An 11,419-nucleotide genomic window follows, 5' to 3' on the forward strand; every position below is an offset into this window, starting at 1 on the left:
GTCGCCATTGCCGCAGTCAAACTCTGGCTACCCTTTGTCCACGAAGCCTAGTTGCCATCTAACCATCGGATAAATCTTGTAAATTCAGGACGTCGCAGCTCGGGATACTGAACATCATAGACCGATCTCAGGATTTTGGGATATCCCAAAACATATACACCTTGAGATAGGGTCATAGGGGCCTTCTCAGCAGCTGGAAGCTGTGTTTGGCTGCCCCTACAAGAAGACCTTCAGGGGAACCGATGCGTATCACAACGGCCCGCGAGGCAGCCGCCCGGCTGCGCGCCGGGATGCCGGCCGGCCGCGTCTTCCAGCCGGGGCGGAGAGCTGGCTCGATACCCGATACCAACGCGGCATCTGCGCCCGTCGTGGTCGGCCATGCCCGGTTGCGCGAAGCCCATGCCGGCCTCACTGCCGAGCGGCCGCCGGACAAACAAGGGTCGCAACCGTCATTCGCATTGAAATCTGGAAAGACGACACATGCAGGAAATCTGGATCGACTACATCAACGCCCTGGACACCAGGGCGCTGGAACTGACCAACGACGAAATCCTCGATGCCGTTTCCGAGGCGCTGGCAGCGCAAGGGCGAGGCGAAACGGTGATCGAGCCCCGGGTCCATCTGGTTCCCGAGAGCTCCGACAAGGGCCATTTCAACGTCCTGCGCGGCTACGTGAAGCCGCTCGACTGCGCCGGCGTGAAGGTGGTCGGTGACTTCGTCGACAATTACAAGGTCGGCTTGCCCTCCGAGATGGCGGTGCTGAACCTATTCAACCCGCGCACCGGCATGCCGCAGGCCATCATCGACGCGACGGCGATCACGGACATGCGCACCGGCGCGGTCACCGCGCTCGGCGCCAAGCATCTGGCGCGCAAGGACAGCAAGATCCTCGGCCATGTCGGCGCGCGCGGCACGTCCTACTGGAACGTGCGGCTCCTCGACCATCTGTTCGATTTCGACGAGATCCGCGTCCATTCGCGCCGTCCCGAGAGCCGCGCAGCGTTCGCCGCGCGCCTGGAAAGGGACCTCGGCAAGAAGATCGTCGTGACGGATAACTGGGAGGATTGCCTGAAAGGCGCCGATATCCTGGTGGAGGCGAGCCGTCTTCCCGAACCGACGCCATTGTTCAAGACGAGCTGGGTGAAGAAGGGTGCCTTCGTGGTCCCCTACGGAACGATGAGCGCGCTGGAGTTCGATCTCACCGACATCATGGACAAGGTCGTCGTCGACGACTGGGGCCAGTGCCAGCCAGGGCGCCCCTTCGGGGCGCTTCGCCGGCATGTCGACGAAGGTAAGGTGACGCTGGAGACGCTCCACAGCGAGCTTGGCCAAATTGTTGCAGGACTGAAGCCCGGGCGCACCGATGACAATGAAACAAACCTGCTTTGGCATCGCGGCCTGTCGTCGTCGGACATCGCGCTGGGACATGCCATGCTGGAAAAGGCCAGGGCGCTGAAAATCGGACAACGCCTGAGATTCGCCTGAGCGAATACCGCCAACCGTACAGATCCAAAAACAAGAGGGGTACGACCATGTTCAAGGTTTTCAAGGCGCTGGCCGGCGCCGTTGTTCTCGCTGGTTTCGTCAGCCCGGTTCTCGCCCAGCAGCCGGTCAAGGTCGGCAGCAAGAACTTCACCGAACAATATGTACTCGCCGAAATCTACGCGGCGGCGCTCGAGAATGCCGGCATCAAGGTTGTCAGGAAGATCAATCTCGGTGGAACGCTCATCGCCCATCAGGCGCTGACCACCGGCGAGATTGACCTCTACCCGGAATATACCGGCACCGCGCTGATCTCCGTCGTGAAGGGCAAGGTGCAGAGCGATCCGGATGCCGTCTACAAGGAGGTCAAGGACTTCTACGAGACCAACTTCAAGGTCACATGGTTGAAGCCCGATGCGATCAATAACGGCTACGCCCTGCTCGTCCGGCCGGAAACCGCGGCTGCTCACAACCTCAAGACGCTGAGCGATCTCGGCAAGGTCGCTTCCACGCTGGTCCTGGGCGCTGGCCCTGAGTTCAGCGAGCGGGCGGACGGGCTGCCCGGCCTCAAGGCCACCTACGGCGCCGTGTTCAAGGAGTTCAAGCAGTTCGCCAAGCTCGGCCTGCGCTACGATGCACTGGCCGCCAAGCAGATCGAAGTGGCGAACGGCTTCGCGACCGATTGGCAGATCGCCGACGGCAAGCTGGTCGCGCTCGACGACGACAAGCAGCTTTTCCCGCCCTATTACGTCGCGCCCGTCATCCGGCAGGATACGCTCGCGGCCAATCCGAAGATCGCCGCGACGCTCGACGCGCTCTCCCCGCTGCTGGACAACGACACGATGCGCAAGCTCAATGCGCGCGTCGAGAAGGACCGCGAGGAGCCGAAGGACGTCGCCAAGGCGTTCCTCAAGGAAAAGGGCGTGATCAAGTAGGCACCGGAGCGTCATGCAGGTCGTCGCCATGAAGCCAATCGTCACGCTTGGGGCTGCCCGCCTGACCATCGGCGATATCGCTGGTGTCGCCGATGGCCGGCACGCCATCGCCTTCTCCGAAGCGGCTGAGGCCAGCATCGAGGCCTCGGCGGGCGCGCTTGCCCGGCTCAGCGCCGCGGGCGAACGCATCTACGGCGTTACGACCGGACTGGGCGCCGCCGTCGATACGGCGTTGCGGGCGGAAGACGACGTGCAGATGCGCGTGCCGCTGGCGCGTTGCGTCGGCGTCGGCCGGGCCGGTTCGCGCCGGGAGTTGCGCGCCATCATGACAACGCGGGCCGCGCGGCTCGCCCAGGGCTGTTCCGGCGCAAGCCTCGCGACGGCGCGCGGCCTGGCCGCGCTGGTCGAACGCGATGTCCAGCCCGTCGTGCCGATGACGGGCTCGATCGGGGAAGGCGACCTCGCGCCGCTGGCGGCGATCGCAGCCGTGCTAACCGGGCAGGGCCTCGCGTTTCTGAAGGGGGAGATCGTGCCGGGGGCCGTCGCTCTGGAAGGCGCCGGCCTGTCCCCCTTCCGCCTCATCGGCAAGGACGGCCTCGCGCTGGTGTCGTCCAATGCGGCTTCGGTCGGTCTCGCTGTGCTCTGCGTCGCCGATGCGCGGCGGGTGCTCTCGGCCGCCGTCGCTGCCGGCGCCCTCTCCTTCGAAGCCTATCGCTGCTCGCTGAACCCGCTCTCGGAAACAGCGCTGGCGCTGCGGCCTATGCCGGGACAGGAGGCTGTCGCGGCCGCAATGCGTGCTCTGTTCGAGGACGGTTCCCTCGTCCAGCCCGGCATGGCCCGGCGCCTGCAGGACCCATTGAGTTTCCGCTGCATAGCCCCTGTCATGGGGGCAGCGGTCGCAGCGCTGGATTCCGCCCGCGACATCGTCGAGGCCGAACTCAACAGCAGCGACGACAATCCGGCGATCCTGGCGGAAGGGCACTCCCTGCCCAACGCCAATTTCGACACCACCCATCTGACCCTCGCCTTCGAGATGCTTGGCCTTGCCCTCGCCCGGGTCGCGGCCATGGTCGGCGAGCGGATCATGAAGCTGATGTCGCCGGCCTCCAGCGAATTGCCGCGCTTTCTCAGCCCCATCCAGAACGGCCGCAACGGCTATGCGACGGTGCAGAAGACGGTCGCAGCGCTGGTCGCGGAGATCCAGCATAAGGCCAATCCAATGCCAGTCTTCGTCCTGCCTGTCGCCGACCGCGTCGAGGACTACGCCACGATGGCGACGGCGGTGATCGAGAAGACCGCCGACATCGTGGCCCGGCTCCGGCTGTTGATCGCCGTGGAGCTGATGGTCGCGGCCCAGGCCGTCGACCTACGGGATGGCATCGTGCTCGGCCGCGGCACGGCAGGCGTCCGGGCTGCCGTGCGAAGCGCTGTCGCCATGCTGACCGAGGACAGGCCTGCGACGCCCGATATCGAAACGCTGGACGCGATGATCGCTGCCGGTGTCTTCGATGACCTCGGCAGGATCTGGCAGGAGGCGAAGTGATGCTGCGCTGGGTTCCGACGCATCTGCCCGATATCGCCCAGGCGCTGTGGGAGCATGTGACGCTCGTCGTCGTCTCGGTCGCGATCGCGCTGGCCATATCGCTGGTCCTAGGCGTCTACAGCGCGCGCCGGCCTGCGGTCTATGCCGTCGTGGTCTTCCTCACAGGCGCCATCTTCGTCATTCCGAGCCTGGCGCTTTTCGCGCTGCTGATCCCCTTCCTCGGGCTCGGCTTCAAGCCGGCGATCGTCGGGCTCGTCTCCTATTGCCTGCTGGCCCTTGTCCGCAACGTGGCGCTCGGCATCAGGTCGGTGCCGCCCGAGGTGCTCGATGCGGCGACGGGCATGGGCTACGACCCCTGGCGGCGCCTGCTGCGCATCGAGTTGCCGCTGGCGATGCCGCTCATCGTCTCCGGCGTCCGCATAGCCACCGTCACCGTCATCGGCATCGCGACGGTTGCCGCCTATATCAATGCGGGCGGGCTCGGCACGATCATCTTCGCCGGCATCGACCAGCGCTATCCCGAGAAGATCCTCACCGGCGGCCTGCTTGCTTCGGCGATGGCGGTCAGCGCCGATTTCGCCCTGACGTGCCTCGAGCGGCGCCTGCGCCTTGGACGGGTGGGCTAAGATGTCGCTGATCGTCGGAACCTTCGCCTGGGTCGCCGCCCATTGGGACCTGATGCGGACCGCCTTGATTCAGCATGCGGAGATGAGCCTCTGGTCGCTCGGTCTCGCCCTGCTGGCCGGCATTCCGCTCGCCATCTCCGTTCTGGGGCGTGAGCGGCTGGCCGCGCTCGCCATCAACATCGTCAACACGCTCCGCACCATCCCGAGCCTCGCGATCCTTGCCGCGGCCCTGCCGCTGCTCGGCATCGGCCTCGTGCCGTCCGTCGTTGCGCTGGTCGTGCTGGCGCTGCCGCCAATCCTGCTCAACACCTATGTGGGCTTGCGGGAGGTCGATGCCGATCTCGTCGATGCGGCGGCCGGCATGGGCATGACGCGCGGCCAGATCCTGCGCAAGGTCCAGATTCCGCTGGCAGCGCCGGCGATCTTCGCGGGCATGCGGACGGCCGCCATCCAGGTGATATCGGGAGCGACGCTGGCCTCCTTCATCGGCGGCGGCGGCCTCGGAGACTTTATCACGGCGGGGATCGCGGTCATGGACCAGCAGCGCCTCCTCGCGGGAGCGATTCCGATCGCCGTCCTCGCAATGGGCGTCGAAATCCTGCTGGGTTTTGCGGAGCGGCGCCTGTTCAGGGACGTGCGCGAGGGAGGCAATGCGCGATGATCAGGCTGGAAGGCATCACCAAGCGCTTTGGCGCCGCCGGCAAGCCCTCGGTGGACGATGTGACCATCGAGATGCCGGAGGGCACGACGACCGCGCTCATCGGTCCCTCCGGTTGCGGCAAGACCACCACGATGCGGATGATCAACCGCATGATCGAGCCGAGCGCCGGCCGCATCTTCATCGAGGGGCAGGACGTCACCAAACTCGATCCGGTGACGCTGCGGCGTCGCATCGGCTACGTCATCCAGCAGATCGGCCTGTTCCCGCATATGACGGTAGCGGAGAACATCGCCACGGTGCCGCGCCTGCTGGGCTGGACGAAGGCCAAGACCGAGGAGCGCATCGACGAGCTCCTGGCGCTGGTCGGGCTCGAGCCGGAGCGCTTCCGCAGCATGATGCCGCATCGCCTCTCGGGTGGTCAGCGCCAGCGCGTCGGCGTGGCGCGCGCCTTGGCCGCCGATCCGCCGGTCATGCTGATGGACGAGCCTTTCGGCGCGATCGACCCGATCGCGCGCGAGCGGCTCCAGGACGAGTTCAAGGAGATCCTCAAGCGCGTGCGCAAGACCATCGTCATGGTCACGCATGATCTCGACGAAGCCATGAAGATGGGCGATCGCGTCGCGATTATGCGCGACGGCCGGCTCATCCAGTACGCGACGCCGGACGAGATCCTCGCAGCGCCGGCAGATTCCTTCGTCGAGACCTTCGTCGGCCCCGACCGTGCGCTCAAGCGCCTGAGCTTGCGCAGCGTCGATGGGTTGATGCAGCCCGGCGCCGTCGCGGATGCTCCCGCGATAGCCAGCGGCGCGTCCGTGCGCGAAGCGTTGGCACGCCTGATCGGTTCCGGCGCCCGCAGCGTGAATGTGCGTGGCGCTGACGGCGCAGTCCTCGGCCATGTCACCCGCGACGCCATCCTCGACGGAGCGGATGCGGCGGCATGAATTGGGTGGCCAATGCCCGCATGTATGCGGTGACCGCCGACGCCTCGGCCGCCTGGGCCCAGCTTTTCGCCTGGATCGCCCGGACGAGCGGGGTCGATCTGGAGACGATCCAGCATCCCACGAGCCTGCCGATGACGGCGCTCTGGACGCGATCCGATCTGGGGGCCGCGTTCATGTGCGGCCGGCCCTGGTCGCGGGCGGAGCCGAAGCCGGTACCGATCGCCTGTCCCGTGCCGGCGCCGCCGCGCTACGAAGGTCTTCCGCGCTACATGACCGATATCGTCGTGCGCGCCGACAGCCCGTTCCGGACGCTGGAGGATACGTTCGGCCATCGCATCGGCTACACGCTGGAGGAATCGCAGTCCGGCTTCAATGCCCTGCGCCATCATCTGCTCGGCTATCGCTCTGCGAGCCTGCCCACGCTCTATGCGGAAAGCGTCGGTCCGCTGCATACGCCGCGCGGCGTCGTCGCAGCGCTCCTGTCCGGCGCGATCGATGCTGGTCCGCTCGATTCCTATGCCTTCGACCTCATGCGCGCCGCGCCGGACGATCCAGCCCACGGCTTGCGCGTCGTCGCGACCACGGCGCCGGCCCCGATCCCGTTCTTCGTCGCCACACATTCCTGCCCGCCGCAGGTCGTAGAGGCGCTGCGGGCGGCTTTCCTGGCCATCGAAGAAGCGTCCGAGCTTGCGGCAATCCGGGAGCGCTTGCTCCTTAATGGCTTCAGCCCCGTTTCCGAGCCATCCTACGACCTACTCGGCGTCTGGGATGCGGAGGCGCTTGCGGCCGGATACGAGACACCGAAATGATGTAGCGCCTCTGACGTGCTGATCATTAAAAGTCTGCTTCCGGCCAACTGGCCAGAGTCCGCTTGTGGTGCTATTTGACGGCGATTTGAGAGTTTCACAGTTCTCGGCCCTTTTCATACCAGGGCTTTGACCGGTTACGGCTTCACTCGGGCGCGTCACGCGTCACATCTCCGTAATCGCTCGTTCGGCCTGCAGTGCGAATTGTAGCACGAGCAGCGACAGCGCATGATCGAACGACTTGTCCGGCGCAGCAATGGCGCAGGCGTCGCCGACCCCGAATGTGGCACATGGGCTCGCATATCGCTTCTGCGCGGCGGCGACATATGCCGATGAACGTCGATGCCGTGAACGCTGTGAATATCCGGGCGTTCGAGCAGCGCGGCCGTCAGGCTGCCGGTGCCGCAACCGACGTCAAGAACTGCGCCATCCGTTACGCCGACGAAGTCGAGGAACCGAGTAGCCAACCGGCGGCTCCATCGGCCCATGAGTTGGTCGTACGCATCGGCGTCAGACGCGAGGAAGGTACACGATGGTGCGGACATGAAGAAGCCTCCCCGAGGTGGTGTGCCCGTCATCCGTGGGGATAGATCCGTAGGGCGAAAGGGTGCACTCTGGAGGCCCCCAAAACAGCCAATCGCTCCTAGCCGCGAGCCCTGCAATCGGAAAGCCACCACGGCCATTCTGAGGACGGCGCGACGAAATGAGCTGGTGAGCGGCCTCTACCTGCCCGTCTCGAAGTAAAGCGCTCGTGACGGTATATTCCAAAAGGTCGCGTCAGCCCCGACTGCCGCCAACCCGCTCATGCATCAACAGAACTGGCTGAAGCTCCTGAACGGCTTCGTTCCATCTTTGACGCGCGAAGGCGTCGAAACCTCGCGTAATCGGAGCGAGGATATCGGCGGCAGGGCCTTTTGGGTTGTCGACAAGCGAGCGAAGAGCGTCGCTGTCGCCCGACATCGCGAACGCGAGCGCGCTGTGCAATATCGGCAAAGGCGATCCCCGAGTTTGGAAACCATTGCGACGCATATGGGCTGATCGCCCGCCAGAGCTCCGGATCGACCGTTTCCCCGGCCATCTCCGCTCGCGCGAGAAATGAGGCGCAATCGGTGAGAACGTTGATCTGGGGCCCCATGAGCCGCCGGGGTGAAGGTCCCTGAGATAGATGCTCCACGCATCTTCCCGCCGGCCGGTTTCCAGCGACCAGATCGCCTGGTGCCCGCTGATATGGCAATGGATGTGAGCGTCTTTAGGATAGTCCTTCGCCCATTGACTCAAAAACTGCAGGCCTTCCCTTCGCTCGCCAAGCTCATAGTAGAGATGACCGCGAATGTGGGCGGCGTGCCCATTGCGCGGATTGCCGTGCAATGCCGTCTCGATGTTGCGAAGGCCGTTTGTGAAATCCTGGAGTTCGATTTGTGCGAACGCGAACACCATTCGGAACCACCAGTCATCGCCATAGGCCGATGCGAGCGGCTGTAGGACCGCAAGCTGTTCTGCCTCCCGGCCGGCCTTGCCTGAAAACGCGATAAGTCCGAAGACGCCGGTGATCGGTGCCAGCACCATCGCATCTCGCGGCCATGTCCTGGTGTGTTCGAGAACCAGCGGTATCGCTGCGACACCTTGCCCGGTCAGTATCTTCGCGAAGATGGCGACATGGCTCTTCTCGCGCTCGCTGGTGCCCGCGGCAAGTGCTAGCGCGCGTTCGAGCGGCGCCTTCAGCTCCGCTCCACGACCAAGCACCTGGGACGCCCGGGCCAAGGCTATACTATGCCCCGCTGCGCATCGCCAACCTAACCTCCCTCCGGCTCAAGGAGAACGTCAAATGCAGAGGAGACATCTGGCGAATCCACTTCCCTCCCTCTGCAGTCAAGAATGGTAACGAGCTAAACTTTAAGCTGCCGGCTGAAGCCGTCGCCCGCGTTAAAGCTGCGATGCGCTTGTACAAACAGACCGAGGGCTGGCTTTTCCCGGGGAGGAGAGCCGGTCCTGAAATTTCGGGTTCGCTCAGTTCGCAAATCAAGAAGGCCGTTGAATCCCGTCTTGGCGTGGCGTTTCACGCGCAACTTTATCGTTCGATCGCCATCTACCTACAGGTCAAAGCCCATGGACCAAATGGTATTGAGAATGGCCGAGCGCTTATCGGCAACCGCGACGCCGACACGATCCGTCGGAACTATGCTTACCTTGCCGACCGTGAGCTGACTCGTCAGGCCTAGGAAGAGATCACCAAGCAGCGGCTTTCTGCGATGAGGAAGCGACGTTGATGGGCCGCTTCAACAACAATGTCGCGCGACGCTGTCTGAAGGTCCCTGCGTGGCCGATCCAGGATCGCGAACTTTATGCGCAGGCGACGATCGACGATCCCTTTTTGTGACCCTGTCGCCGCCGCCAAATGGCGGCCGGCGACCCGCCATAAGAATGAACGCGGTTATGGGCGCTGGCTAACCTTCCTGATCAGGCGAGGCGAGGACCTCACGCTCCCGGCCGCCGCACGCGTGACGCCCGCCAATGTGGATGCCTTTGTGCATGATCTGCAGGCACAAGGCGTGAAGCTCGGCACCCTGCGTAACCGCCTCTTTGAATTGCTCGCGGTGATCTCGTCGATCGCACCGGGGGCTGATTGGTCCTGGTTGCGCGCGCGCGCCAACTTGCAGAGTCGACGAGCCAAGGCTTCCACCGTGAACGCGCGATTTCTCGATATCGTCATCGTCGTCGCCGCTTGTGAGCGCGCCCTGTCTGCTGCGTCCCACCCCCTCCCCCGGAAATCGATCCCAGGCTATCGCAACTGGCTCATCCTGTACTTCCTGGCCTACATCCCGGTTCGGCTCTGCAACCTTGCAAGCCTCGAACTCGGCCGTCACCTTGCGAAGGGAAATGGCGAATGGCTGGTGACCCTGCAGCCGGAGGAAACGAAAAAGGGCGCGAATACGCGGCCCCGCGCATCCGCCCCTGGCCCTGCACCTTGAGCGCTATCTCGCCAATGTCAGGCCCGCTGTAGCCAATACGAGCTCGGGAGCTCGGCTCTGGTTGGGAATAAGCGGTGCTCCGCTCGCAGATCACACGATCCATATCGCGCTGCGGGAGCTGACGCTCCGCGAATTCGGCATCGCTTTGGGACCGCATTCATTGCGGCACAGCTTTGCAACGTTCGCGGCGGAAACCGTCGGCATTGATGGCGCGCGAGCAGGCATAGGTCATACCAATTCCTGGCGCACTCAAGGCTGCAATCACGCATCGACCTTGGCAGCCTCAATCAGCCATGCTGAGCTGATTGCCGGACTGCGCAGATCGAGCCCCGGCGGACGGAAGCGCGGATCCTGAAAGCGGCCATCTACGCGCGCTATTCAAGCGATCAGCAACGCGATCAATCTGTTGAGGATCAAATCGCCGTGTGCGGAGCCTTGATCTCGCGGGAGGGCTGGACGCTCGCTGGAACCTATACCGATCGGGCGATGTCGGGTTCGAGCCATCTCCGTCCCGGCTACGAATCTCTTCTCGCGGACGCCCGTAGCGGCAAGATCGACATCGTCGTGGCCGAGGCTCTCGATCGTGTAAGTCGCGACCAAGAGCATGTGGCGGCATTCTTCAAGCAGATGCAGTTCTGCGGTATCCGGATCGTCACGCTCGCCGAGGGCGACATCAGCGAATTGCATGTCGGTCTCAAGGGCACGATGAACGCCCTGTTCCTGCGCGACCTGGCCGCCAAGACCCACAGAGGGATGCGGGGCCGGGTTGCGGCCGGCCGGTCCGCAGGTGGGATCTGTTATGGTTATCGCGTGCGGCGAGAGATTGATGCTCACGGCGAACCTGTTCGCGGTGGCCGGGACATCGAGCCCGGCGAGGCAGAAGTCGTCCGACGCATCTTTGCGATGTTCTCCGCCGGCGCCTCCCCGAATGCGATTGCCAAGAAGCTCAACGAGGAGTCCATCCCGGGACCAGGCAAGCGACCATGGGGAGATAACACCATCCGCGGGCACGCAGGCCGCAAGACCGGCGTCCTCCGCAACGAGCTTTATGTCGGGTGCCTGGTCTGGAATCGCCAGCGTTACGTGAAGGACCCGCAGAGCGGAAATCGGATCTCTCGTCCCAATCCCCCTGATCAATGGATCACCGAGGACGTCCCTGAGCTGCGGATCGTCGAGCCAGGGCTTTGGAACACCGTTCAGCAGAAGCTCGAAGAGGTCGCGGCCTCTCCGCGTTCTGTTGCGAGCCGCGTCGGTCGGTTCCGGGAACAGAGACGGGCCCAGCATCTCCTCAGTGGCGTGGTGCGCTGTGGTTGCTGCGGATCTCGCTTCCGACCGATGGGTCGCGACTATATTCGGTGTTCAAGCGCGCATCGCAACAGCGCCTGTACCAGTCGCCTTTCCATCCGGCGAAGGTCACGGTCATCGACCATGTCTTCGATGCCGCGAGCGGCACGTT

General features: G+C 64.2%; 12 protein-coding genes and 1 pseudogene. 10 read left to right on the plus strand and 3 right to left on the minus strand.

What is annotated here, in order from left to right; genetic code table 11:
* The first annotated feature begins 480 nt into the window (after nt 1-480).
* From Q0Q36_RS24080 to Q0Q36_RS24110, 7 genes are read left to right on the plus strand one after another with little or no spacing between them, the layout of a single operon-like run.
* Nucleotides 481-1,485: an ornithine cyclodeaminase family protein gene (locus Q0Q36_RS24080; RefSeq protein WP_293802259.1), complete on the plus strand. Its 1,005-nt coding sequence runs from the start codon at nt 481-483 to the stop codon at nt 1,483-1,485.
* 47 nt (nt 1,486-1,532) lie between these two features.
* On the plus strand, nt 1,533-2,417 hold the full coding sequence (locus tag Q0Q36_RS24085; protein WP_293802261.1) for a glycine betaine ABC transporter substrate-binding protein: 885 nt from the start codon (nt 1,533-1,535) through the stop codon (nt 2,415-2,417).
* A 13-nt stretch (nt 2,418-2,430) separates the two neighbouring features.
* The gene (gene hutH, locus Q0Q36_RS24090) at nt 2,431-3,960 is read left to right on the plus strand and encodes an aromatic amino acid lyase (RefSeq protein ID WP_293802263.1); all 1,530 of its coding nucleotides are present in this window, start codon (nt 2,431-2,433) and stop codon (nt 3,958-3,960) included.
* Nucleotides 3,961-3,962: 2 nt separating this feature from the next.
* A complete protein-coding gene (locus Q0Q36_RS24095; RefSeq protein WP_293802277.1) occupies nt 3,963-4,586 on the plus strand; it encodes an ABC transporter permease in 624 nt (207 codons plus the stop codon).
* Between the two features lies 1 nt (nt 4,587).
* On the plus strand, nt 4,588-5,247 hold the full coding sequence (locus Q0Q36_RS24100) for an ABC transporter permease (protein ID WP_293802265.1): 660 nt from the start codon (nt 4,588-4,590) through the stop codon (nt 5,245-5,247).
* Nucleotides 5,244-6,188 carry an ABC transporter ATP-binding protein gene (locus Q0Q36_RS24105; protein ID WP_293802267.1) on the plus strand — a complete coding sequence of 315 codons (945 nt, stop codon included), beginning with the start codon at nt 5,244-5,246 and terminating at the stop codon, nt 6,186-6,188. The genes Q0Q36_RS24100 and Q0Q36_RS24105 overlap by 4 nt, the downstream gene beginning before the upstream one ends.
* Nucleotides 6,185-6,997: a PhnD/SsuA/transferrin family substrate-binding protein gene (locus Q0Q36_RS24110; protein WP_293802269.1), complete on the plus strand. Its 813-nt coding sequence runs from the start codon at nt 6,185-6,187 to the stop codon at nt 6,995-6,997. The genes Q0Q36_RS24105 and Q0Q36_RS24110 overlap by 4 nt, the downstream gene beginning before the upstream one ends.
* A gap of 162 nt (nt 6,998-7,159) precedes the next feature.
* Here Q0Q36_RS24110 and Q0Q36_RS25140 read toward each other — a convergent pair whose 3' ends face one another.
* The 3 genes and pseudogenes from Q0Q36_RS25140 to Q0Q36_RS24115 all read right to left on the minus strand — a co-directional run bounded on the left by Q0Q36_RS25140 (nt 7,160) and on the right by Q0Q36_RS24115 (nt 8,737).
* Nucleotides 7,160-7,402: a methyltransferase domain-containing protein gene (locus Q0Q36_RS25140; RefSeq protein ID WP_367187198.1), complete on the minus strand. Its 243-nt coding sequence runs from the start codon at nt 7,400-7,402 to the stop codon at nt 7,160-7,162.
* Nucleotides 7,327-7,677 (minus strand): annotated as a pseudogene (locus Q0Q36_RS25145) (hypothetical protein); the annotation flags it as partial. The pseudogene Q0Q36_RS25145 and the gene Q0Q36_RS25140, both read right to left, overlap by 76 nt.
* 94 nt (nt 7,678-7,771) lie before the next feature.
* Nucleotides 7,772-8,737: a tetratricopeptide repeat protein gene (locus Q0Q36_RS24115; RefSeq protein ID WP_293802271.1), complete on the minus strand. Its 966-nt coding sequence runs from the start codon at nt 8,735-8,737 to the stop codon at nt 7,772-7,774.
* Nucleotides 8,738-8,934: 197 nt separating this feature from the next.
* On the opposite strand from Q0Q36_RS24115, the gene Q0Q36_RS24120 reads away from it, so the two are divergent.
* The 3 genes from Q0Q36_RS24120 to Q0Q36_RS24130 all read left to right on the plus strand — a co-directional run.
* Entirely contained in the window at nt 8,935-9,213 is a 279-nt protein-coding gene (locus Q0Q36_RS24120) for a hypothetical protein (protein ID WP_293802273.1), read from the plus strand.
* Nucleotides 9,214-9,492: 279 nt separating this feature from the next.
* The gene (locus tag Q0Q36_RS24125; protein ID WP_293802275.1) at nt 9,493-9,963 is read left to right on the plus strand and encodes a hypothetical protein; all 471 of its coding nucleotides are present in this window, start codon (nt 9,493-9,495) and stop codon (nt 9,961-9,963) included.
* A 417-nt stretch (nt 9,964-10,380) separates the two neighbouring features.
* On the plus strand, nt 10,381-11,419 hold a 1,039-nt coding region (locus Q0Q36_RS24130), incomplete at its 3' end, for a recombinase family protein (protein WP_293802279.1).

It is taken from the genome of uncultured Allobosea sp., from assembly GCF_945957345.1.
In the GTDB taxonomy this organism is placed as follows: domain Bacteria; phylum Pseudomonadota; class Alphaproteobacteria; order Rhizobiales; family Beijerinckiaceae; genus Allobosea.

Excerpts from the sequence above, each read along its gene's own strand:
- Q0Q36_RS24085 (WP_293802261.1), top strand. The coding sequence starts at position 1,533 with ATGTTCAAGGTTTTCAAGGCGCTGGCCGGCGCCGTTGTTCTCGCTGGT.
- Q0Q36_RS24105 (WP_293802267.1), top strand. The coding sequence starts at position 5,244 with ATGATCAGGCTGGAAGGCATCACCAAGCGCTTTGGCGCCGCCGGCAAG.
- Q0Q36_RS24080 (WP_293802259.1), top strand. The coding sequence starts at position 481 with ATGCAGGAAATCTGGATCGACTACATCAACGCCCTGGACACCAGGGCG.
- Q0Q36_RS24110 (WP_293802269.1), top strand. The coding sequence starts at position 6,185 with ATGAATTGGGTGGCCAATGCCCGCATGTATGCGGTGACCGCCGACGCC.
- Q0Q36_RS24100 (WP_293802265.1), top strand. The coding sequence starts at position 4,588 with ATGTCGCTGATCGTCGGAACCTTCGCCTGGGTCGCCGCCCATTGGGAC.
- hutH (WP_293802263.1), top strand. The coding sequence starts at position 2,431 with ATGCAGGTCGTCGCCATGAAGCCAATCGTCACGCTTGGGGCTGCCCGC.